The following is a 22,852-nucleotide window of genomic DNA, read 5'->3' on the forward strand; positions in this document are numbered from 1 at the left end:
CCTTTGGCCTCGCAGTCATCGTGGTGTTCATCCATTGGCGACACGTCTTTCGACGACAAATCCGCACCTAGCATCACGATATCCGGATAATTTCCAGTATTCGCTAAGCTTATGAAAGACTTATTATCGTTGTTCGCCACTTGATTATTCGCACGGCTTGTAATGCGTGTCTTTGCAAAACGAAACATTTCTTTTCGGGATGATCCGGCAATACACCACAGGCGATTTGGTAAGATCAGACGGGTCTTGACCGAAGGCGGATGCCCATCCCAGACAAGCAGGAACAATAGGCGGGCGCGGGGGCGCGGAGCCGCCCGCCGCCCCGCCACGGGAGGATGCGATGGGTCTTGTCACGGGCGGCGCGGCCCGCTCTCTGGCGCTCGCCGCCTGCCTCGTGACGGCGGCTCCGGCGGCCGAGACCGGCGGAGGTCGGCGCCTCGCCGCGCTCTACCTGGAGGACGGGCGGCGCGAGCTGACCGGGGCGGATCTGGAGCGCTTTCCCGGCGCCGGCGTGCTTTGGTGCCGCCGCCCGGACGGAATCCCCCAGAAGGCGGCCGCCGCCTGGCTGATCGGGAATCCTTCCCTCGTGCTGATGAACGCGCACAATTTCCGCAATCGCCAGCTTGAGGTCACCCGGACCGTCGCCGATTGCTACTTTCAGATCGCCGGCCGGAACTACGCCTTCGTGCCGGACGTCCTGGAACTCGGCGTCGAGCCGGAGGCCCGTCGCCTCCACATCACCGACGATTGGGCGCTCCTGCGCCTGGCCGAGCCGGCCGAGGCGCGGCCGCAGCCGATCCCGGACCCGTCCAACCTTCCGACCGGCGATCTGACGCTCCCCGTGACGATGGTCTCACCGGCCGGCCACGAGAACTACCGGGGACAGAGCAGCCGGGAATCCTGCGCCGTCCGGCGGATCGATCCGCCCAGCGAGGGTGCCATCCGCCGCGCCCGCCACGATTGCAACGACGGCTATGGCGGATCGGGCTCGGGCCTGTTCGACGAGGCCGGACGTCTCATCGCGATGCAGAGCGCGTCCCTGTCGATGAACCAGCGCCACGCCTTCGACATCGAGTTCCATTACGGCTCGGCCCTGCTGATCGAGGGCCGGCTCCGCGAGGCCCTCAAGGCCCAGATCCGCAAGCCCGACAGTGCGGTCCCGCCCCAGGGCGTCTCTGGGGAATCCCGGTAAGCCCCCGCTAAGCAAGGCTGCGGTTTCCGCCCCGGTCCCGAGGGAATGCCTCGACGGCGGCACGGCCGCGCGCCAAAACTTAACGTTGATCCTCGAATCTGTTCCCGTGAGGGAGCCGGTATGCCCGCTGTCGGAACATTCAGGGTCTGCGAGCCGGGTCGGCTGCCCTTCGCGGAGGCGGTGGCGGAGGCCGTCACGCTGCCATCCGTGCTCGTCACGATGCTAAGCAGCCTGATCGAGGCCTGGCCCCGGCAGATCTATACACAACCCCTGGTGACGACGCGCTTTCTCGGCCAGCGGACCACCTATGTCTGCGACCCGGGCCATATCCGCAGCCTGATGGTCGACCAGGCCGAGGCTCTGGAGCGGGAGCCATTCATGCTGCGCGCCCTCGCGCCCGCCCTCGGGTCCGGAATCCTCACTGCGGACGGATCCCATTGGCGGAGGCAGCGCAAGGCCGCGACTCCGATGTTCCGTCCGGACCGGGTCCAGAGCTTCGTGCCGGCCATGGCCCGGGCCGCCGCAGCCACGCGGGCGCGCTGGCTCGCTGACGATCCGGCCGGGGCGGAGCGGGATATCCTGCGCGCGATGATGCGCACGACCTTCGACGTCATCGTCGCCACGATGGTGTCGGGCGATCCGCACTTGGAGGTCGAGCCCTTCGGGCGCGCGATGGACGCCTATCTCGGCCAGACCAGCTGGAAGATCGCCCTGGAGATGCTGCGGGCTCCGACCTGGGTCCCGCATCCCGGGGCCCGGGCCGGCGCGGCCGCGGTCCGCTACCTGCGCGGCGAGGTCGCCCGCACGATCGCGCGCCGCCGGGCGCGCGGCGAGCCCGGCAGCGATCTCCTCGGCCTCCTGCTGCAGGCGCGGGATCCGGAGACCGGGCAGCCGCTGCCCGAGGCGAGCCTCATCGACAACCTGCTGACCTTCGTGTCCGCCGGCCACGAGACGACGGCGCTGGCGCTGGCCTGGACCTTCCGGGTCCTGGCCGAGCACCCGGAGGTGGAGCGGCGCGTGGTCGCCGAGATGGCGTGCCTCCGCGCCGATCCGGCTGCCGATCCCGAGGCCGTCGACCAGCTGCCCTACACCCGCCAGGTGCTCCTCGAGGTGATGCGCCTCTATCCGCCGGCGCCGCTGATCGTGCGGCGGACGCGGGCTCCGGTCCGGCTCGGGGACGCGATCGTGCCGGCCGGGCAATCGGTCCATGTGCCGGTCTATGCCCTGCACCGGCACGCGCTGCTCTGGGACAGGCCGGAGGTATTCGATCCGGATCGCTTCGCGCCGGAGCGGGCCGCCGCGCGCGACCGCTACGCCTACCTGCCGTTCGGGGCGGGCCCGCGGGTGTGCATCGGCATGAGCCTCGCCCTGACCGAGTGTCTCGTCATCCTGGCGACGCTGCTGCCCGCCTTCCGCCTCAGGCCGGTGACGGCGGCGATGCCGTCGGCGCAGTTCCGCGTGACGCTGCGGCCCAAGGGGGGGCTGACGATGAGGGTCGCGCCCCGCCATGTCGCTTGAGATGCCCGCAGGCGCGCGCTGGCTGGACCGCCGGCTGGGATCGCTGCTCGACCGTCTCTTCGGCCCCGGTGCCGACGACACGCTGCCGAACCGCTACCGGCTGCAGGTGCGCGCCGGGCTCCTCGACGAGACGCTGAAGCTCGCCACCTACTCGGCGGTGACGCACCTGATCATCGCGCTCGCCGTCGCGTATTTCTTCTGGGGTTCGGCGTCGCATACCTACCTCGGTGGCCTGCTCGCCGTGGTCACGGTGCTGATCACGGCGGCGACCTACGCGACCTGGCTGTACTGGCGCACCCATGGCGACACCGCCTCGGCGCACACCGTCCGGTGGGGCTGCCGGATCTCCGCCGGGCTGGCTTTCGCCCTGGGCCTCGCCTGGGCGACCATGCCGGTCGTGCTGTTCGCCCCCTCCGACAGCAACGCGCGGCTGCTCGTCGTCGCCATCATGGCCGGCCTGATCTCGGATGCCTACGTGGTCGGTCCGCTCCTGTCGGTCTCGTACCTGTTCGCGATCCCGGTCATCGTCGGCAGCTTCGTCGGGCTGGTCCGGTCCGGGGAGCCGATCGCGCTCAGCATCGGCCTCCTGCTCGCCGTCTACGCGGTCTTCGTGGTGACGAGCGTGAGCCGCATGAGCCGCCTGTCGCGCCAGCGCATCCTGGACCGCGTGCGGGTCGAGGATCAGAGCGAGACGATCGGCCTGCTGCTCAACGCCTTCGAGGCGAATGCCAGCGACTGGCTCTGGGAGACGGACGAGACCGGGCGGTTCCAGCACGTCTCCACCCGGATGGCCGATGTGCTGGCCCGCCCGGTGGAGACGCTCCAGCACGCCGCGTTCCCGGCGCTGCTCGCCGGCCGGGCGGAGGCGCCCCCCGAGGCCGATCAGAGCGCCGACCTCCTGGACCGCCTCCAGCGGGGCGCCGCCTTCCACCAGCACCTGATCGCCGTCGACACGGGTGCCGGTCGGCGCTGGCTCCGGCTGAGCGGCAAGCCCTTCCTCGATCAGCGTGGACGCTTCGCGGGCTTCCGGGGCGTCGGCTCGGACGTGACCGAGGCCCGCCGGGCGGAGGCGCACATTGCCTATCTGGCGACCCGGGACCCGATGACGGGCCTGTCGAACCGGGTCATGTTCCACGAGGTCGCGTCCGAGGCCTGCGCGGCCGCGCAGGCCTCGGACGCGACGGTCAGCCTGCTCTACCTCGACCTCGACGGCTTCAAGACGATCAACGACAGCATCGGGCACGCCGCGGGCGATGCCCTGCTGGGGCAGGTCGCCGATCGCCTGCGCGCCCTGCTCCCCACCGACGCGCAGGCGTTCCGCCTCGGGGGCGACGAGTTCGCGATCCTGCAGCGCGGCCGGGACGGCGCGGCCGCGCAGGCCCTGGCCGAGGCCACGATCGGGGCCCTGCGCGAGCCCTACCTGATCGACGGCGTCCGGGCGGAGATCGGCGTCAGCATCGGCATCGCCTGCGCCCCCGCGGATGCCACCGATCCCGAGGACCTGCTCCGAAAGGCCGATCTCGCACTCTACAATGCCAAGGAGACCGGCAAGGGGCGCTGGCGGGGCTTCGACCGCAATCTGGAAGTGCGCGTCCAGCGCCGGCACGAACTCGACGAGGCGATGCGCCAGGCCCTCGCCGGCGGCGAGATGGCGCTGCACTACCAGCCGCTCGTGAGCCTGCAGGACGGCCAGGTGGTGGGCTGCGAGGCGCTGCTGCGCTGGACCCGGCCGGGCCTCGGTCCCGTCTCGCCCGCCGAGCTGATCCCGATCGCCGAGGGAACGGGCTTCATCCTCACGATCGGGCGCTGGGCCCTGCGGCGGGCCTGCGCGGAGGCGATGACCTGGCCCGCCCGGATGCGCGTCGCCGTCAACATCTCGTCGGTGCATTTCCGCCGGCCCGACTTCTTCGCCGACGTCGCGGCGGTGCTGGGCGAGACCGGCCTCGCGGCGGACCGCCTCGAGATCGAGATCACCGAGTCGATCTTCCTGGCCAACACGCCGCACGTGCTGGACAATCTCCGCGCCCTGCGGGCGCTCGGGGTGCGGATCGCCCTCGACGATTTCGGGACGGGCTACTCCTCGCTGAGCTACCTGACGCAGTTCCCGGTCGACAAGATCAAGATCGACCGCGCCTTCGTGCGCGACCTGACCAGCCGCCCCGAATGCCTGACGGTGATCGAGGCGATCATGGTCATCGCCCGCGACCTGCACATCGACGTCACGGTCGAGGGCGTCGAGACCGAGCAGCAGGCCGAGCTTCTCCGGCTGCGCCGCTGCAACAGCGCGCAGGGCTTCCTGTACAGCCCGGCCCGCCCCCCCGAGGAACTCCCCGGGCTGATCGAGCACCTCTCGCGGACGGCCGTTCCGGCGGAGCCCGCCGTGCGCGCGGTTGCCTGAGGGATCCGCGGACATCGGCGCGGCCGCCCTGCGATCGGGCGCGGATCCGTGTTGCCAGGGTGCCGGGAACGGCTCTAGCGGGGACCGACCATACGGAACCGGGGAACAGGCGCACCATGCCCAAGGTCGTCATCAGCGAATTCATGGACCCGGCGGCGATCGCCGCCGACCTGTCGGGCTTCGACACCCTGTACGATCCCGGCCTCGTCGACCGGCCCGAGGCCCTGGCCGCCGCCGTGGCGGAGGCCGACGCCCTGATCGTGCGCAACCGGACGCAAGTCCGCGGCGACCTGCTCGCGGCCGCCCCGCGCCTGCGGATCGTCGGACGCCTCGGGGTCGGCCTCGACAACATCGACGTGCCGGCCTGCCGGGCGCGGGGCATCGCGGTGCAGCCGGCGACGGGCGCCAATGACGGCGCGGTCGCCGAGTATGTCGTCGCCACCGCGATGCTGCTGCTGCGCGGGGCCTACGGGGCGAGCGGGGCAGTCGCGGCTGGGACCTGGCCGCGCAATGCCCTGATGGGACGCGAGATCGCCGGCAAGCGCCTCGGACTGGTGGGCTTCGGATCGATCGCCCGGGAAACCGCCCGCCGCGCCGCTGCCCTGGGCATGGCGATCGCCGCCCATGACCCGTTCCTCGCGGCCGAGGATCCGGCCTGGACGCCCGCCTACGGCCCGGTGCAGCGTCAGGATCTCGCCACGCTGATCGCCGGGAGCGACGTCCTCTCCCTGCACGTCCCGCTCACCCCGGAGACCCGCGGCCTGATCGACGCGGATGCCCTCGCGCGGATGCCCGCGGGCGCCGTGCTGATCAACGCGGCGCGGGGCGGCGTCGTCGATGAGGCCGCGGTGGCGGCAGCCCTGCGGTCCGGGCATCTCGGCGGCGCGGCCCTCGACGTGTTCGACCGCGAGCCCCTCGACGCGGCGGCCGGCGCCCCGTTCGCGGGCGTGCCGAACCTGATCCTCACGCCCCACATCGCCGGGGTGACGCAGGAATCGAACGTCCGGGTCTCGGCCGTCATCGCCGCTGCGGTGCGCCGGTATCTCACACAGGGCTGAACGCATGGGTTCTGGGCCTTTCGCACGCCACGGGCTATCCAACCGAGTCGGCACTGCGAGACCGAGGATTTCGGTGTGGGCCGGGAGGGAGCAGAGGATGACCGATCCGGCACGGCGGGCCTTCCTGAAGAGCGCCGCACTCGGCGCCCTGGCGGCGGGAAGCGGGCTGCGCCCTGCCCGGGCCGGAGAGGATGCGCATCTGCCCTTCGGCAACGGCGAGCGCCCGCTCGTCGCCTATCCGGGCAAGCGGCCGCTGCTGCAGACCACCGCCCGGCCGCCGCAGCTGGAGACGCCGTTCGCGGTCTTCGATGAGGGCGCGATCACGCCGAACGACGCCTTCTTCGTCCGCTACCACCTCGCCGACATCCCCCTGGAGATCGACCCCGAGGCATTCCGGCTGACCGTGGGCGGCCATGTCGAGCGGCCCGTCGCGCTGTCGCTGGCGGAGCTGAAGGCGCTGCCGGGCCGGACCGAGATCGTCGCGGTCAACCAGTGCTCGGGCAATTCCCGCGGCTTCTTCGAGCCGCGCATGGCCGGCGGCCAGCTCGCCAACGGCGCCATGGGTTGCGCCCGGTGGACCGGCGTGCCGCTCAAGAGCGTGCTCGACAAGGCCGGCGTAAGGGCAGGGGCCGTGCAGGTCGCCTTCAACGGGCTCGACCGGCCGGTCCTGCCCGAGACGCCGGACTTCGCCAAGGCGCTCACCCTCGAGCAGGCCGGCGACGATCAGGTGCTGCTGGCCTGGGGTATGAACGGCGCGGATCTGCCCTGGCTCAACGGCTACCCGCTCCGCCTCGTGGTGCCCGGCTATTACGGGACCTACTGGGTCAAGCATCTCGACACGGTCACGGTGCTGGACAAGCCCTTCGAGGGCTTCTTCATGAAGACCGCCTACCGCATCCCCGACAACCCTTGCGCCTGCACGGAGCCCGGCCAGGCGGCCGCCGCCACGGTGCCGATCGGGCGCCTCAACGTGCGGTCGTTCCTGACGAACCTGACCGACGGCGCGCAGGTGAAGGCCGGGCCGGTCGCCCTGCGCGGCATCGCGTTCGACGGCGGCTCGGGCATCAAGGAGGTCGCGGTCTCCACCGACGACGGCGCCACGTGGATCCAGGCCGCGCTCGGCCAGGATCTCGGCCCCTACGCGTTCCGGCCCTGGTCGCTCGCGACCGCGCTCACGCCCGGCGCTCACACGATCCGGGTGCGGGCCACCGCCAATGACGGCAGCACTCAGCCGATGGCGTCCCGCTGGAACCCGTCCGGCTACATGCGCAACGGCGTCGAGACCACCCGGGTTCAGGCGGCATGAGGGCGAACGGGAGGACGGACGGGATGCGGGGGCTTCTGCTCGGCGCGATGATGGCGGGCCTGACGGTCGGCGCGGCCTGGGCCGCACCGCGGACCTACGCGGTCCCGGACCCGACCGCGCAGCTTCGGCCGCCGAAGGACGACGGCCTGACCGCGGGCTACGAGGCCGCGCAGGGCAATTGCCAGACCTGCCACTCGGTGGACTACATCGCCACGCAGCCGCCCGGCCGCGGGAAGGCCTTCTGGGACGCCGAGGTGGCCAAGATGATCAAGGCCTATCACGCCCCGATCGAGCAGGCCGATGCCGGCGCGATCGCCGCCTACCTGGCCGGTACGTACTGAGCGGGTCGAGCGACGGCCGGAACGCGCGTTCCGCGCGTCAGCGCAGAGCGAGCGCCTGCGCGGCGTGGGCGGCGACGGACTGCACGGCCGGAAGATCGTAGGCGTAGACGCGGCCGGCGAGAATCGCCAGGGCGAGCGTCCAGAACACCGCACCGCCGACGCGCCGCGCCGTGCGGTCGCCGGCCGTGGTGGCCGGGCAGGCGCGGGCGACGCCGTCGGCGACGGGCTCGCCGAACGGATCGAAAGCCGGCGACTGGTTTTCAGAGGCGCTGCGCATGATGCCGAATGTCGCGCTCGGCACGCCCCTTCGCAATGGACACGTCTTTCGTATTTCACGGCACGCGGAGATGCTTGTTCTCCATCTGGTCTCGGCGACAGGCAGGTTCTTCTCAGAAGGCCGATCCGGCCACGGGGAGCGCAAGATCTTCTTCCCGGCCGAGGCTCGATCCGGCCGGTCCCGGGTCGTCGGACGTGCGGGAAGCCCGCGCGGTCCCGGACGGCGACGGCGGCCGGCGCGGCCTCAGGCCGATCCTGTCCCGGGCGGCGCACACGCGCCCTCTCAGGTCCGGCCCGCGCCCGGGAGACCGGTGGTTGCCGGCAGTGGTATCGCCCGGCGCGGCAACCGGGTGGGACGGGTGCGCATCACCCTGCACGCTCAGAACAGGGAGATCAGCACGATGCCGGCGACCATCACGGCGGCGCCGATCAGGCGCGGCGGGCCGGCCTTGACCTGCTTCATGCCGAACCAGCCGAAATGGTCCAGCGCCACCGAGGTCAGGAGGTTGGCGGTGATGAGCAGGCCGTTGAAGGCGCCGGCCCCGACCTTGTCGACGAAGAGCAGCCCGGCGAACACCGCCACCGCCCCGGTGATCCCGGCGAGCGGCATCCACCAGCGGATTCCCGCGATGTCGTCCCGGGTCGGCAGCGGCGACGGCCGCAGCAGGAACATCAGGGCGAACACGAACACGACGGGCACGAACGACACGGTCGCGGCGAGCCAGGGATTCTCCAGGGCGCCGCGCAGCTGGGCGTTCCAGACGACGCCGATCGCCATGAGAGCGCCGGCCACGAGGATGAACGGGTAGAGCAGCTTGCCCGACATCCCGTGCCCCTTGCCGTGCCCCTCGCCGCCCTCGCTCTTGCCGCCCGAGCGCGCGATGAAGATCACGCCCACCGCCATCAGCAGGCCGCCGAGCCAGGGCATCGGCTTGAAGCCCGCGGCCTGCAGGCCGAACAGGCCGAGCGCGTCCATCGCCAGGGAGGTGAGGATGTTGGCGGTGAGCGTCAGGCCGTTGAACGGCCCGGCGCCGACCTTGTCGATGAAGGCGAGCCCGCCGAACACCGCCACCGCGCCGGCCAGGCCCCCCAGCGGCGCGTACCAGGGCATCTTGCTCAAGCTGTCGAGGCTCGGCAGCGGCGTCGGCATGGTGAGGAACAGGGTCGTGAACACGAAGACGATCGGCAGGAACGACACCGTCGCGGCGAGCCACGGATTGACCATACGGCCGCGCAGCTGCGCGTTCATGGCGTTGCCGATCGCCTGCAGCGCGCCCGCCACCAGGATGAAGGGATAAAGGAGGGCTGCCGTCACGCGCGGACCTTCGGGTTGGCGGGGGGAGGATCAGACGAGGAGCAGGCCGGCGAGCGCCAGCGCGAGGGCCGGCGGCATCACCAGCAGGCCGAGCTTGAGGAAGGTCCAGGCGCCGACATCCTGGCCCTCGCGGCGGATGGCGGTGAGCCAGAGGATCGTCGCGAGCGAGCCCGTCACCGACAGGTTCGGACCGAGGTCGACGCCGATCAGGATCGCGCCCGCCACCTTCTCGGGCACGTGGGCGGTCTGCACGGCGGCGCCCGCGATCAGCCCGGCCGGCAGGTTGTTGACGAGGTTGCACAGCACCGCGACCAGGCCGCCCGCGCCCCAGGCGGTGGCCTCCGGGGCGGCGTGGGCGTAGCCCTTGAGGAGGTCCGCCAGCATCGCAAGGACGCCGGTCTTCTCCAGGGCCTCGACCAGGACGAACAGGCCCGCCACCAGCGGCAGCACGCTCCACGACACGTCCTTGGCCACCTCCACGAGGCCGCCGCGCTTGAGCAGCAGCACGACGATCGTGGTGGCGAGGCCCGCCACGAAGGTCGGCAGGCCGAGGTCGAGGCCGAGCGCCGAGGCGGCGATCAGGACGCCGCCGGTCGCCACGATGCCGATCCCCGCCACGAGGCCGGTGCGGGACAGCGACACGGCCGCGACGTCGGTGGCGACCTCCTGCCCGCGCAGGGTCTTCGCCTGGGTCAGCCGCAGCACCGCGTAGGTCGCCGCGATGGCCAGAACGGAGGGCAGGGCGAACAGGCCGAGCCAGCGCACCAGCGGCGGCATGTGCTCGGCGAAGACCACGAGGTTGGCCGGGTTCGAGATCGGCAGCACGAAGCTCGCCGCGTTGGCGATGAAGGCGCAGATGAACAGGTAGGGGAGGGGGTTCTTGACCTTGGCGGCCTTGGTGGCCGCGTAGACGGCGGGCGTCAGCACCACCGCGCAGGCGTCGTTCGACAGGAACACCGTGACGACGGTGCCGACGAGGTACACGAGGGTGAACAGCCGCGTCGCCGAGCCCTTGGCGGCCCGGACCGCGATCGAGGCCAGCCAGTCGAACAGGCCCTCCTTCCGGGCAACCTCCGACATCAGCATCATGCCGACGAGGAACAGGTAGACGTCGGTCCCCTTCAGCACGCCGTCCCAGGCGGTGGCGGGGGCGAGCAGGCCGAGGGCCACGAGGGCGCCGGCGCCGAGCACGGCCCAGATCGCCTCCGGCCACGCGAACGGCCGCAGGATGACGCCGAGGGTCGCGAGGGCGGCGATCGCCCAGGTGGCGATGTTGGGGGTCAGCGTCAGCGCGCCCATCGGTTGCGGTGGTCCTCTGGTGGGTGGATCGTGCGGTGCGGTGTGCGGCGATTCGGGTGGGGCCGGCTACCAGTCCCGGCCGTTGCGGTTCGGCCCGAGCTGGTCGCCCCGGAGCCCCTTCTCGGGCCAAGCGGGCAGGCGGAACGCGTCGCTGCCGGGGCGCTCGTGCGCGGGCGGCGGTACGAAGCTCCGGCCCACGGGCTCGATCACCTCGGTATCGGCCTGGCCGGCGCCGTCCGTCACCGTGACGGCGAGGCGGCGCGCGCCGTCCCGCCAGGGGATGCGGGCGTGGACCGTGCGGGGCCCGTCCGGCACCATCGGGTGGGCCGGGCCGCCATCGACGCGCAGGTGACAGCGCCATTCGGCCTGCGGCCGGTCCGACAGGACCAGGGCGCGCACCGAGATCGTGCCGTCGGCGGCGTCGAGGGGCGCCGTGGCGAGGCGCCGGTCGGCCGGGCTCGTGATCATCACGAAGGGCAGCGCCCGGTCGAGGGGCTTGAACCGCCAGCTCGTGACCGGCCCGTCGATCGCCGCGACCGCGTAGCCGACCGAGCCATCCTCGTTCTGGCCGACCGAGCGGGCCGCGGCGTAGAGGGTGCGCCCATCCGGGGCGAGTTCGTTGTAGTGGGTGTGGCCCATCTCGACGAGGCGCACGCCGTGATGGCGGATCAGGCCGGCGAGCGCTGCCCGCTCGTCGGGCACGCAGAGGTCGTCCGGGTAGGTGTGGGCGAAGACCGCGCAGGGCAGCCCCTCCCGCTCGGCCCGGGCCAGCTCCTCGCCGAGCCACGCGAGCTGGTGGGGGCCGAGGCGGAAGTCGAGGCCGAAGCCCTTCTGGCCGTAGCCGGGGCTGACCATGTCGAGGAACAGGCAGCGCACGCCCGCCCAGGTCTCGGCGAAGTAGTAGTGCGTCACGGAGACCGGGTCGCGCGGGCGCGGCAGGTCGTGGCACCGCGCCGCGTGGCCGCCGCCGCGCGGGCTGCCCGCGACCGCGGCGAACAGGGCGTCGAAATCCGCCATCGTGCCGTGCTGCCGGTCGTGGTCGCCGGCGATCAGGCGCACCGGCAGGGCCGGGTGCCGGTCCAGGGCCTCGCGCAGGACCGCGTACTGCTCCGCCCGCCCGTCCTCGGCGAGGTCGCCGGGCAGGTAGGCGAAGTCGAGGAGGCCGCGGCCGTGCAGGCCCGCCACTTCCGCGAGCATCGCCCGCAGGTCGGCGGCGTGGCGGTCCTCGGCGCGCTCCAGGTGGAGGTCGCCGATATGCGCGAAGGCGAACACGCCGTGGCTCGCCGTCATGGCGCGCCCGCGCGCCGTGTGTGGTTTCCCTGAGCCATCGTGCCCCCCGGACAGGCCCGTCCGCCCCGGCCGGGAAATCGGCCGCGGTGGTCGCGACCGGCCCGACGTTTCGGAGACGGCGGGGTTCCGGCCGCGGGGGAGGGCGCGCGCCGGCGGAACCCTACATTTTCGTGAGCGCCGGCCCGATCCGCGACCGGTCGATCGGAAGTGTCGTGAAAGCAGACACTCGATGTCGTCTCAGCCGACAGTTTCCGGCACTTCGGCCGGTGAGGACGCGGCGCGCGGACCGGCGCGGATCAGTGCGTGCGCCGGAACAGATCCGGCAGGTAGCGTTCCAGGGTCTCGTGCCCCTCGAACTTCACGTCCACGGTGGCGGCGGCGCCCCATGGGCGGTGGAGACCCACGACCCGGCCGCGGGCATGGCGCCAGATCCCGAGGATCTCGGCGAGGTCGAGCCGGTCGAAGACGACCTCGTCGCCCGGCGCGATGGCCGGGTCGGCCCTGCCGGACCAGGCCTCGGGGGCCCGGTGGCGGGGTATATCCCCGGCCCGGGAAGGCTCATCTCCCGGATCGAGGCCGGCGGAGAAGGTTTCGTTCGCGGGGTGCTCGCGGAAGAGCATGATCTTCACTAAGCCGTTGCGATAACTGGATAATCGCAGGTTCAATCCGGTCCGACAAGGCTTGTTCCGGCAGCCCGCGCCGGTCCGACCTGTATTCGGTCACCCGCTCGGCCGGCCTGTGGCCGCCCGGGCGCCGCGTCCCTGCGACCGGACCTCCCGCGGGACGGGACCGGACCGGCGCCCCGCAAAGCGCGCAGCATTCGCATCTCCGGCTCGGGGCATCGGGAGATCGATCGTGTCGTCGAACGACGATCTTTGGAATTTCGGGGCGGACCGGGCTGATCTAAATCTGACGCGAGACAATTCTCCGCGTGAGACGGCGCCTGTCGACCTGATGGATAGTGTCCGCATGCTTTCGGATGCGGACACTATCCATCGCGGCCGGGCCGCCGGACGTGCCCCCGCCCATCCCCGCCAGAGTCCCGCCCGATGAAGTTCCTGCGTCTCCTCGCCCTCGCGGCGCTCAGCCTCGGCGCCCTGCCGGCCGGGGCGGAGACCCTCAGGATCGGCGTCGTGCCCGGCGCCTACGGCGATGCCGTGACGGTGGCGGCCCGGGAGGCTAAGGCCGAGGGCCTCGACGTGAAGGTCATCGAGTTCAGCGACTGGACGACGCCCAACGTCGCCCTCGATGCCGGCGACATCGACGTGAACTTCTTCCAGCACCGCCCCTTCATGGAGAACGCCGCCAAGCAGAAGGGCTACGCGTTCGACATCGTCGGGCTCGGGATCCTGTCCAATATCGGCCTGTACTCCCTGAAGCATAAGAGCTTCGACCAGATCCCGGTGGGCGGCACCGTGGCGATCGCCAACGACCCGGTGAACCAGGGCCGCGGCCTGCTGCTCCTCCAGAAGGCCGGGCTGATCAAGCTGAAGGACGGTGTCGGCTTCCTCGGCACCCTCGACGACATCGTCGAGAACCCGAAGACACTGAGATTCACCGAGGTCGAGGGGCCGCAGCTCGTGCGCATCACCGGCGACGTCGACCTCGCCCTGGGCTACCCGCACTTCATCGTGGCGGCCGGCAGTTTCGACCCGACCAGCGGGTTGATCTATTCCGGTATCGAGGACAGGCGCTTCGCCGTGAGCTTCGTTACCAAGGCCGCCCGCAAGGAGGACCCCGTGATCCGGAAATTCGTGACGCTCTTCCAGAACTCGGAGGCGGTGAAACAGCAGATTCGCAAATCCTTCGCCAACAGCGACAAGCTCTACCTGCTGGCGTGGCAGAACTGATGGTCGGCCTGATCTTCGACAGCCTGCGCGATCCGGGCACGCCGGTCGCGGCCCGACGACAGGCCCCGGGTGCCGCGACCGCCGCCCGGCCCCCGGCCCCTGCGCCCGGCCGGGAGGCCGGGACCGTGCGGTTCGAGTCCGTCTCGAAGACCTACCGCTCCGCCGCCGGACCGGTGCAGGCGCTCGACCGGGTGGACCTCGCGATCCCCGCCGGCGCGATCTTCGGCATCATCGGCCGCTCGGGGGCGGGCAAGTCGAGCCTCCTGCGCACGGTCAACCGGCTGGAGGCGCCGACCTCGGGCCGGGTCCTGGTCGACGGCGCCCCGATCGACGCCCTCGACACCGACGGGCTCGTGGCCCTGCGCCGGCGCATCGGCATGATCTTCCAGCACTTCAACCTGCTGGCGGCCAAGACCGTCCGGCAGAACGTGGCGCTGCCGCTGACGGTCGCGGGGGTCCCCCGGCGCGACATCGGCCCGCGGGTCGCGGAGGCCCTGCGCCTCGTCGGCCTGGAGGACAAGGCCGACACCTACCCGTCGCGGCTCTCCGGCGGCCAGAAGCAGCGGGTCGGCATCGCCCGGGCGCTCGTGAGCGATCCGGAGATCCTGCTCTGCGACGAGGCGACCTCCGCCCTCGACCCGGAGACGACGCTGGCGATCCTCGACCTGCTGCGCGACATCAACCGGCGGCTCGGGATCACCATCATCCTGATCACCCACGAGATGAGCGTGATCCGCGAGATCTGCAGCGACGTGGTGGTGCTGGAGGGCGGCCGGGTCGTCGAGACCGGGCCGGTCTGGCGCGTGTTCGGGGCGCCCGAGCACCCGACCACCCGGGCGCTGCTCGAACCCCTGACCCGCGGCCTGCCGTCGGATCTTGCGGCCCGGCTGCAGCCGCAGCCCGCGCCGGGCGGCTGGGCCATCCTGCGGATCACCTGCTCGGGCCAGGCCGCGCCCGACCTCTCGGGCCTGGCGGAGGCCGGGGCGCCGGTGCGCCTGCTCCAGGCCGGCATCGAGCGGATCCAGGGCCGCGCCGTCGGCCGGATGCTGGTGGCCGTCCCGGCTGAGGATCCGGCCGAGGATCCGAGCACGGAGGCGCGGCTGCGGGCCCTCGGCGACGTGGAGCGGGTCGGCTACGTCCCCGCCGACGCGGCGGTGGGGTGAGGCGATGCGGGACCGCGCTCTGCCCGATACCCCGCCCGATACCCCGACCGCCCGAGCCCCAGAACCCGGAGCCCCGCCATGTCACCGCAGATGATCGAACGCCTCTGGCAGGCCTTCCTCGACACCGCGCTCATGGTCGGGGTCTCGGCCGGGATCGCCGTGCTCGCGGGCATTCCCCTGGCGCTGTTCCTCGTCACCTCCGGGCCCGGCGGCATCTTCCCGGCCCCGACGGCCAACCGGGTGGTCGGGACCGTGGTCAACGGCTTCCGGGCCGTGCCCTTCATCGTGCTGCTGGTGGCGCTGATCCCGTTCACCCGGCTGGTGGCCGGCACCACGATCGGCGTCTGGGCGGCGATCGTGCCGCTGTCGGTGAGCGCGACCCCCTTCTTCGCCCGGATCGCCGAGGTCTCGCTGCGGGAGGTGGATGCGGGCCTGATCGAGGCCGCCCAGTCCATCGGCTGCCGGCGCCGGCACATCCTCGCCCACGTGCTCCTGCCCGAGGCGCTGCCGGGCATCGTGGCCGGCTTCACCATCACGGTGGTGGCGATGATCGGCGCCTCCGCGATGGCCGGCGCGGTGGGCGCGGGCGGGCTCGGGGACGTCGCCATCCGGTACGGCTACCAGCGCTTCGACACCACCGTGATGGTGGTGGTGATCGCGATCCTGATCGCCCTCGTGTGCGTGGTCCAGTTCGCGGGCGACACCGCGGTGCGGCGGCTCCGGGCCCGCTGACGGCCCCGCGCCCCGGCACGAGGCGGCCCGAACCCGGGGCCGCCTCGCTGAGGCTGAACCCATAAGCCTGCACCCATGAGCCTGCACCCATGAGCCTGGACATGGACGAATCCGTCGCCGGCGGGGCGGCCGAGCCGCTGCCCCCGCCGCCGTCGCCGCCGCACCGGATCCGCTCGGACGCCGAGGCGATCGCGGCCGCGCGGGCCGTGGCCCGGATCTTCGCGGCGGGCGCCGCCGAGCGCGACCGGGACCGGCGCCTGCCCTGGGCGGAGATCGCGGCCTTCACGGAGAGCGGGCTCGGCGGCATCACGGTGCCGCGCGCCCACGGCGGCGCCGGGGTCTCGCACGCGACGCTCGCGGAGGTCTTCGCGATCCTGGCCGCCGCCGACGGCTCGGCGGCGCAGATCCCCCAGAACCAGTTCGGCGTCCTGGCGCTGGTCGCAGTCGCCGCCAGCCCCGCCCAGCAGGCGCGGATCTACCGCGACGTGCTCGCCGGCCACCGGATCGGCAATGCCGGCCCCGCCCGCAACGGCAAGGCCATCACCAGCGTGGACACGCGGCTGTCCGCCGGGCCGGAGGGCACGCGGCTCAGCGGCACGCGCTTCTACTCAACGGGCGCGCTCTTCGCCCACTGGATCCCGACGCGCGCGGTCGGCCCCGACGGCGGGCCGCTCTTGGTCTTCGTGCGCCGGGACGCCCCCGGCGTGCGGGTGGTGGACGATTGGCAGGGCTTCGGCCAGCGCACCACGGCGAGCGGCAGCGTGATCTTCGAGAACGCCCCGGTCGCGGACGATCTGACGATCGACCTTGCGCCCCTGGCCGGGCGCCCGGGCCTGTTCGGGCCGGTCTCGCAGCTGGTCCACGCGGCGATCGATGCCGGGCTCGCCCGGGGCGCCGTCGCCGCCGCCCTCGACTTCCTGCGCACCCGGACCCGGCCCTATCCCTTCACCGCCGAGACCGTCGCGGAGGATCCCCACATCCTCGGCGAGGTCGGGCGGCTCACCGTCGACCTGCACGCCGCCGAGGAGGTCCTGGCCCGGGCCGGCGGGACGCTGGACCGGATCGCCGCGGCCCCGGTCACCGCCCAGAGCGCGGCCGAGGCCTCGGTGGCGGTGGCGCAGGCCAAGATCCTCACCACCGAGATCGCCCTGGAGGCCTCCGAGCGGCTGCTCGAACTCGCCGGCGCCTCGGCGACCCGGGACGGGTACAATCTCGGCCGGTTCTGGCGCGACGCCCGGGTCCACACCCTGCACGACCCCGTGCGGTGGAAGTACCACCTCCTCGGCAATTACACCCTGAACGGCGTGCTGCCGGCCCGGCACCAGTGGAACTGAGGACCGGGCCATGCCCCTCCAGCCCCACGAGACCGCCTTCACCGAGGCGCCCGCGCCGCCGCGCCCGGTGCCGGTCCTTCCCGACGGCGCCGCCGCGCTGGCCGTCGCCGACCGGCTGGCGGACGCTTTCGCCGAGGCCGCCGTCGAGCGCGACCTCGCGCGGCGCCTGCCGGTCGCCGAGATCGCGCGCTTCACCGAATCCGGCCTCTGGGCGATCACGGTGCCGACGGAATATGGCGGCCCCGGCCTCGACAGCGCCACGGTCGCCCAGGTGATCGCCCGGATCGCCGCGGCGGACGGCTCGCTGGGCCAGATCCCGCAGAACCATTTCTACGCCCTGGAGGTGCTCCGCAACGGCGGCACCGAGGCCCAGAAGCGCGCCCTCTACGGCCGCGTCCTGGCGGGCGAGCGCTTCGGCAACGCGCTGGCCGAGATCGGCGCGCGGGACCACACCCGCCGCACCCGGCTCGTGCGCGACCCGGCCGGCTGGACTGTCGAGGGGCGCAAATACTACTGCACCGGCTCGCTCTACGCCCACCGCATCCCCACCCTGGCCAACGCCGAGGAGGACGGCCGGGAGGTCGCCTACCTCGTCTTCATCCCCCGGGACGCGCCGGGCGTCACCCTGGTCGACGACTGGGACGGGTTCGGCCAGCGGGTCACCGGCTCGGGCTCGGTCCTGTTCGAGCGCGTCGCCGTGGAGCCCGACTGGGTGGTGCCGTTCCAGGCCTCGCTGGAGCGGCCGACCGCCATCGGCCCCTTCGCGCAGATCCTGCATGCCGGGATCGATCTCGGCATCGGGGCGGGCGCCTTCGCGGCGACTTTGCCCTTCGTGCGCGACCGCGCCCGGCCGTGGATCGATGCCGGGGTCGCCCGGGCCAGCGAGGATCCGCTGACCCTCCACGCGCTGGGCGACGTCCAGGTGCGCCTCGCGGCGGCCGACGCCCTGCTGGCGCGGGCCGGCCGCTTCGTGGACGCCGCGCAGGCCGCCCCCGACGCCGAGACCGTCGCGGCCGCCTCCGTGGCGGTGGCGGAGGCGCGGGCGGCGAGCCACCGGGCGGGCCTGCTGGCGGCCAACAAACTCGTCGAACTCGGCGGCACCTCCGCCACCGACCGGGCCGAGGCGCTGGACCGCTACTGGCGCAACGTCCGCACCCACACCCTGCACGATCCGGTGCGCTGGAAATACCACTGGATCGGCGCCTACCACCTCGACGGCCGGCATCCGCCCCGGCACGGAGCGCTCTGATGGCCGCCGCGACGAAGCAGATCCTGCTGAACGCCTTCAACATGACCTGCGTGGGCCACATCAACCATGGGCTCTGGACCCACCCGCGCGACCGCTCGTCCGAGTACAACACGCTGAGCTACTGGACCGATCAGGCGAAGCTCCTGGAGCGCGGCCTGTTCGACGGCCTGTTCATCGCCGACATCATCGGCGTCTACGACATCTATGGCGGCGGCATCGAGGTGACCGCCCGGGAGGCCGTGCAGCTCCCGGTCAACGATCCGACCGTGATGATCTCCGCGATGGCGGCGGTGACCGAGCATCTGGGCTTCGGGGTGACCATCAACGTCCACCAGGAGGCACCCTACACCTTCGCCCGGCGCCTCTCGACCCTCGACCACCTCACCGGTGGCCGGATCGGCTGGAACATCGTCACCGGTTATCTCGACAGCGCCCACCGCGCCCAGAGCGGCGGCACGTTGCCGGCTCATGACCGGCGCTACGATTACGCCGACGAGTACCTGGAGGTTCTCTACCGGCTCTGGGAGGGAAGCTGGGACGATGCCGCCGTGTGCCGCGACCGGGCGGCCCGGGTGTTCAGCGATCCCGCCCATATCCGCAAGGTCGTGCACCGGGGCGAGTTCTTCTCCGTCGAGGGCTACCACCTGTCGGAGCCGTCGCGTCAGCGCACGCCGGTCCTCTACCAGGCGGGCGCTTCGGGCCGCGGCCGCGCCTTCGCGGGCCGCCACGCCGAGTGCGTGTTCATCTCGGCCCGCGACCCGGTCTCCGCCCGTGAGTCGGTCCGCGCCATCCGGGCCGAGGCGGTCGCGGCGGGGCGGAATCCCGACGACGTGAAGGTGTTCGTCGGCCTCGCGGTGATCCCCGGACGGACCCGGGCGGAAGCCGAGGCGAAGCGGGACGAATACCTGTCCTACGCGAGCCCGGAAGCCGGGCTCGCGCATTTCTCCGCCTCCACGGGGATCGACTTCGCCCGCTACGGCCTGGACGAGCCGATCCCCTATGCACCGGGCAACGCCATCCAGTCGGCCACCGCGGCGGCGGCCAAGCGCGGCCTGACCAAGCGCGACCTGCTGACCGAGCTGCAGCTCGGCGGCCGCTACGCGGTGCTCACCGGCGACGCGGTCGCCATCGCCGACGCGCTCCAGACCTGGATCGAGGAGGGGGAGGTCGACGGCTTCAACCTCAGCCGGATCGTCGTGCCGGACAGTTTTTCCGACTTCATCGACCTCGTGATCCCCGAACTGCAGGATCGCGGCCTCTACAAGACCGCCTATGCCGAGGGCTCACTCCGGGCGAAGCTGTTCGGCCAGGGGGACCGGCTGCCCGCGCGCCATCCGGCCGATTCCTACCGCCACCGCGACCCGCCTCAGCGGGTTTGAGCTTCGCCGCTCTCGGAACCGAACCAGCGGCCGTAGATCTCGTCGTAGCGGCCATCCTCCCGCAGACCGAGGAGGGCTTGGTTCACGCGCTTGCGCCGGGGATCGTTGGCCGCGAACAGGATGCCGTAGGATTGCCGGTTGAAGGCCGGCCCGATCAGGCGCAGCGGTGGGTGGTCGGGCTGCGTCGCGTAGTAGCTCAGGGCGGGGGCATCGTAGACCACCGCGGCGACGGTGCCGGCCTCCAGGGCCGCACAGGCTTCCTCCAGGGTCGCAAACCCTACCGGCGTGGCGAAATGGTCCGCCAGATAGGCGACCGACGTAGTGTGGACGACCGTGCCCACCCGCTTGCCCGGCAGGTCCTGCGGGCCGTTGATCGCGCCGCGCAGGCGCTCCACTGTCGCCGTGCTGGTCAGACCGGCCGTGAACCACGCCACCAGGGCGATGCAGATGAACAGCCAGACCACCGTGACGGCCCGGGCCAGCGGGCTGCGCGGCATCTCGTCCGCCTGCGCGGCGAGGCTGCTCAACGCCCACCAGAGGACATGGGCGAAGCCGTGCGCGGGCCGCGCCCGTGCGGCCATGCCGCCCGGATGGCGCCGCTCGAGCCACCAGATCAGCGCCGCCACCGCGAGGATGAGGGCGGCAAGTCCCAGGAGGACCTGCAGGAAGGCGGCGTCGCGCAGGAGCGCCTGAAGGGCCCGCGCCGTGGCCGAACCGGTCGCGTCCGGCGCCGCCCGGACGGCGATGCGCAGGCCGGTCTCCAGCATCGTGACGGAGAAGTCGAATTGCTTCTCGCGCTCCGCGGTGATCGACACCGCCGCGATGGCGAGGTCCGCGCGCCCGTCCGAGACCGCCGCGAACAGTGCCGGCAGGTCGTCGACGCGGACGAACGCGGTTCGGACACCGAGATCCCGCGCGATGGCATTCCAGAGATCGATGCTGAATCCCCGCAACCGACCCTCCGCGTCCATGACCAGAGGCGGCACCGGATGCGTCGCGACCCGCCAGGTCTCGGGGTCGTTCGTGCGGAGCGGAAGGGGCGCCCGCTCGGCTGCCGCCTCCGACCTCGCCTGAACCGTCTCCCGCGTCTCGGCGCGGACCGGGCCCACAGCGAGGCACAGACAGACAGTCAGGATGGCCGCGGAGACGATGGATGAGCGCGGCACGTCAGAGACTCTCGATCCAGTTGCGCAAGATGGCGCCGGGCGCTTGATCGGGCTCGGTGCCCAGGTGTTGGGACGCATCGCTCGGGATAAAGCCGAACCGGCGCTTGAATGCCCGCCGAAAGGTCCGCTCGTCCGAGAAGCCGACCGCGAAGGCGACCTGCGAGATGCGCAGGGGCTTGGGGGCATCATCGCGCACGAGCATCCGCATCGCCGCCATCAGACGGCGATCGCGGATATACGCCACGATGCCGTTGGGGGCGAACAGGCGGTACAGGGTCGAGCGCGACAGGCCGAGGCGCGCCGCGATCAGGGCCGGCGTCAGCTTGGGATTGCCGAGTTCCGCCTCGACGAGGCGGCGGACGCGGATCCGGACGTCCTGGTGCTGCGAGGGGCGCCCCTCTTCCTGTCCGCGCAGCCAGCTGGCGCAGAGCTGGGTGATCGCCGCCGAAGCCGCCAAGGCCTCGCGGCGGTCAAGGAGGTCGCCGCAGGCGACGACGTTGGCAACGAAATTGTGGACCAGCCGCCCGAACGGGTCGCCGTCATGGTCGAGGGGGCGCCCGTGCAGGGCGTCCGGGTGGCAGCCCTGCTTCTCCAGCAGGGCGCGGGGGATCACGACGTTCGTAGCATCGACGGCGCCCGCCACGATGCGCACGGGCTGGGCGAGATCGAAGACGATGCACTGCACCTCGTTCACGCGGCCGGTGCCGTGATCGGTCTCCACAAGGCTCTGCCCCCGCCGGTAGAACTGCAGCAGGATGTGGTCGAGGCCTTGCTGTCCGATCATCGCCTGCGTCCGCACGAGGGTGTGGGCCGGTGCCACCACGTCGCCGACCAGCAGGTCACCGAGATGATAGCTGCGCATCGCGATCGGAACGGTGAGGTCGGTGTCCGGGCGGAAGCTGACGTCGAAGATGGGCGCGAGATGGTCCTGCCACGCCCGACCGAGCCCCTCGGGATCATCCGGCGGCTCAAATCGCAGACAGGCGACCTCTCCGCCCGGAGCATCGCCGCCGGCCGGTGCAGCGTCCGGGTCCCGGTCTCTATCCGCGGAAGACATACGTAGAGCCTGCCACCTGCTGTTCCCGCGACCGACGAAGAACGAGGGTCTAGCCCAAGGTCACGTGTGGCATCGCGGTCGGTTTGTCCCGCACGTTAGCCGTGTCCATCCGGACAATCCCCTCATCGCCCGACGACAGGCGCGGCTGTACACTGTCCTTTGTCACGGCGGCATGTGATTCGACGTAGGTGCCGTCGGATCGCATGCCGCCGCGTGCGCAGCATCGGATCACCACGGCCCGCGCTCCCGGAATGGTTCCCTCCGTCCCCGCAGAGGGATGATCGTACCAGAACGGTGCGTGCGGCACCCATTGTGGCAGCCAGGTGATAGTCTGTTAAAGCTGACGGCACCGGCGCTGCGGTGCGCTCGGGGCTGTGCGGAGCGGGGTTTTTCGAGCCGGCTGTGGCGGAACAGGGCGGTCCTGGGTGTGCGTCTAACCGGCCCCCGGGTGCCCCCGCACAGCTCGTTTCCACTGGCCTGGAGGCCGCGTGGTGAGGGAGGCCGCCCAGGCGCGATCGGCACCCCGCTGGAGACAAGGATGGGTGGCAGCGAAAGCCGCGACAAGCCGCCTATCCAGGTGGAGCCGGCGTCACGTCGCCCCGGCCGTTGGCGACGGCTGTTCGACATTCTCGAAGGCCTTGAGTTGCTGGTTCAAGCCGGCCGGCTGCTCTGGTTATTCCTGAGAGGATTGTGGCTGGCCGCCGGGGCAATCGTGCGCTTCTTCGGTGACCGATGAGCCGCGCCGGCATCCGCGGCTGGCCGCGTCTTTCGGACCGCCTCCTGTCCGTCGCGCCATCAATCCGGGAGGCGCTGTCTCCGAGACGCATCGCGCCGCCGGCGCGGTGCCTATGCGCCGGGCGGATGTTTCACGGGAAACATCCGCTTCAGCGGCCTGCACGCTGAGGCGCCGGGCATCCGGCGCCGACGCA

The 22,852-nt window shown here is 71.8% G+C and carries 20 protein-coding genes; 13 read left to right on the forward strand and 7 right to left on the reverse strand.

Annotation, left to right across the window (positions count from 1 at the left end):
• Nucleotides 1-340 precede the first annotated feature (340 nt).
• The 6 genes from BLT59_RS27825 to BLT59_RS27850 all read left to right on the forward strand — a co-directional run bounded on the left by BLT59_RS27825 (nucleotide 341) and on the right by BLT59_RS27850 (nucleotide 7,813).
• Nucleotides 341-1,192 (forward strand): trypsin-like serine peptidase, encoded by an 852-nt coding sequence (locus tag BLT59_RS27825; protein WP_091788730.1) that lies wholly within the window; start codon nucleotides 341-343, stop codon nucleotides 1,190-1,192.
• 120 nt (nucleotides 1,193-1,312) lie between these two features.
• Entirely contained in the window at nucleotides 1,313-2,710 is a 1,398-nt protein-coding gene (locus BLT59_RS27830; protein ID WP_091788733.1) for a cytochrome P450, read from the forward strand.
• Nucleotides 2,700-5,108, forward strand: a complete 2,409-nt coding sequence (locus BLT59_RS27835) for a putative bifunctional diguanylate cyclase/phosphodiesterase (protein WP_244514182.1) — start codon at nucleotides 2,700-2,702, stop codon at nucleotides 5,106-5,108. Before BLT59_RS27830 ends, BLT59_RS27835 begins: the two co-directional genes overlap by 11 nt.
• 116 nt (nucleotides 5,109-5,224) lie before the next feature.
• Complete coding sequence (locus BLT59_RS27840) at nucleotides 5,225-6,166, forward strand: NAD(P)-dependent oxidoreductase (protein ID WP_091788736.1); 942 nt, start codon at nucleotides 5,225-5,227, stop codon at nucleotides 6,164-6,166.
• A gap of 97 nt (nucleotides 6,167-6,263) precedes the next feature.
• The gene (locus tag BLT59_RS27845; protein WP_091788739.1) at nucleotides 6,264-7,472 is read left to right on the forward strand and encodes a SorA family sulfite dehydrogenase catalytic subunit; all 1,209 of its coding nucleotides are present in this window, start codon (nucleotides 6,264-6,266) and stop codon (nucleotides 7,470-7,472) included.
• A 23-nt stretch (nucleotides 7,473-7,495) separates the two neighbouring features.
• Nucleotides 7,496-7,813: a SorB family sulfite dehydrogenase c-type cytochrome subunit gene (locus BLT59_RS27850; RefSeq protein ID WP_091788742.1), complete on the forward strand. Its 318-nt coding sequence runs from the start codon at nucleotides 7,496-7,498 to the stop codon at nucleotides 7,811-7,813.
• Nucleotides 7,814-7,850: 37 nt separating this feature from the next.
• Here BLT59_RS27850 and BLT59_RS27855 read toward each other — a convergent pair whose 3' ends face one another.
• The 5 genes from BLT59_RS27855 to BLT59_RS27875 form a co-directional block, all read right to left on the reverse strand.
• Nucleotides 7,851-8,090 carry a hypothetical protein gene (locus BLT59_RS27855; RefSeq protein ID WP_091788804.1) on the reverse strand — a complete coding sequence of 80 codons (240 nt, stop codon included), beginning with the start codon at nucleotides 8,088-8,090 and terminating at the stop codon, nucleotides 7,851-7,853.
• A gap of 378 nt (nucleotides 8,091-8,468) precedes the next feature.
• Entirely contained in the window at nucleotides 8,469-9,404 is a 936-nt protein-coding gene (locus tag BLT59_RS27860) for a DMT family transporter (protein ID WP_091788745.1), read from the reverse strand.
• A gap of 30 nt (nucleotides 9,405-9,434) precedes the next feature.
• Entirely contained in the window at nucleotides 9,435-10,703 is a 1,269-nt protein-coding gene (locus tag BLT59_RS27865) for an arsenic transporter (protein ID WP_091788748.1), read from the reverse strand.
• Nucleotides 10,704-10,769: 66 nt separating this feature from the next.
• On the reverse strand, nucleotides 10,770-11,993 hold the full coding sequence (locus BLT59_RS27870) for a metallophosphoesterase family protein (RefSeq protein WP_091788750.1): 1,224 nt from the start codon (nucleotides 11,991-11,993) through the stop codon (nucleotides 10,770-10,772).
• Between the two features lie 296 nt (nucleotides 11,994-12,289).
• Entirely contained in the window at nucleotides 12,290-12,481 is a 192-nt protein-coding gene (locus BLT59_RS27875; protein WP_091788807.1) for a hypothetical protein, read from the reverse strand.
• 561 nt (nucleotides 12,482-13,042) lie between these two features.
• On the opposite strand from BLT59_RS27875, the gene BLT59_RS27880 reads away from it, so the two are divergent.
• The 6 genes from BLT59_RS27880 to BLT59_RS27905 all read left to right on the forward strand — a co-directional run bounded on the left by BLT59_RS27880 (nucleotide 13,043) and on the right by BLT59_RS27905 (nucleotide 19,700).
• A complete protein-coding gene (locus BLT59_RS27880; RefSeq protein ID WP_091788753.1) occupies nucleotides 13,043-13,843 on the forward strand; it encodes a MetQ/NlpA family ABC transporter substrate-binding protein in 801 nt (266 codons plus the stop codon).
• Nucleotides 13,843-15,006 carry a methionine ABC transporter ATP-binding protein gene (locus tag BLT59_RS27885; RefSeq protein ID WP_091788756.1) on the forward strand — a complete coding sequence of 388 codons (1,164 nt, stop codon included), beginning with the start codon at nucleotides 13,843-13,845 and terminating at the stop codon, nucleotides 15,004-15,006. Before BLT59_RS27880 ends, BLT59_RS27885 begins: the two co-directional genes overlap by 1 nt.
• A 78-nt stretch (nucleotides 15,007-15,084) precedes the next feature.
• Complete coding sequence (locus BLT59_RS27890) at nucleotides 15,085-15,738, forward strand: methionine ABC transporter permease (protein WP_091788758.1); 654 nt, start codon at nucleotides 15,085-15,087, stop codon at nucleotides 15,736-15,738.
• An 89-nt stretch (nucleotides 15,739-15,827) separates the two neighbouring features.
• Nucleotides 15,828-17,072, forward strand: coding sequence for an SfnB family sulfur acquisition oxidoreductase (locus BLT59_RS27895; protein WP_175544162.1), 1,245 nt, complete (start codon nucleotides 15,828-15,830; stop codon nucleotides 17,070-17,072).
• A 10-nt stretch (nucleotides 17,073-17,082) separates the two neighbouring features.
• Nucleotides 17,083-18,321 carry an SfnB family sulfur acquisition oxidoreductase gene (locus BLT59_RS27900; protein ID WP_091788761.1) on the forward strand — a complete coding sequence of 413 codons (1,239 nt, stop codon included), beginning with the start codon at nucleotides 17,083-17,085 and terminating at the stop codon, nucleotides 18,319-18,321.
• A complete protein-coding gene (locus BLT59_RS27905) occupies nucleotides 18,321-19,700 on the forward strand; it encodes an LLM class flavin-dependent oxidoreductase (RefSeq protein WP_091788764.1) in 1,380 nt (459 codons plus the stop codon). Before BLT59_RS27900 ends, BLT59_RS27905 begins: the two co-directional genes overlap by 1 nt.
• Here BLT59_RS27905 and BLT59_RS27910 read toward each other — a convergent pair.
• Nucleotides 19,688-20,866 carry a transporter substrate-binding domain-containing protein gene (locus tag BLT59_RS27910; RefSeq protein WP_244514184.1) on the reverse strand — a complete coding sequence of 393 codons (1,179 nt, stop codon included), beginning with the start codon at nucleotides 20,864-20,866 and terminating at the stop codon, nucleotides 19,688-19,690. The two genes, BLT59_RS27905 and BLT59_RS27910, sit on opposite strands and share 13 nt — an antisense overlap.
• A 1-nt stretch (nucleotide 20,867) precedes the next feature.
• Nucleotides 20,868-21,923, reverse strand: a complete 1,056-nt coding sequence (locus BLT59_RS27915; RefSeq protein WP_091788767.1) for a helix-turn-helix domain-containing protein — start codon at nucleotides 21,921-21,923, stop codon at nucleotides 20,868-20,870.
• Between the two features lie 538 nt (nucleotides 21,924-22,461).
• Between BLT59_RS27915 and BLT59_RS27920 the strand changes: the two genes are divergently transcribed.
• Nucleotides 22,462-22,659, forward strand: a complete 198-nt coding sequence (locus tag BLT59_RS27920) for a hypothetical protein (protein WP_091788770.1) — start codon at nucleotides 22,462-22,464, stop codon at nucleotides 22,657-22,659.
• Nucleotides 22,660-22,852: the final 193 nt, after the last annotated feature.

Source organism: Methylobacterium sp. UNC378MF (assembly GCF_900103195.1).
In the GTDB taxonomy this organism is placed as follows: Bacteria; Pseudomonadota; Alphaproteobacteria; order Rhizobiales; family Beijerinckiaceae; genus Methylobacterium.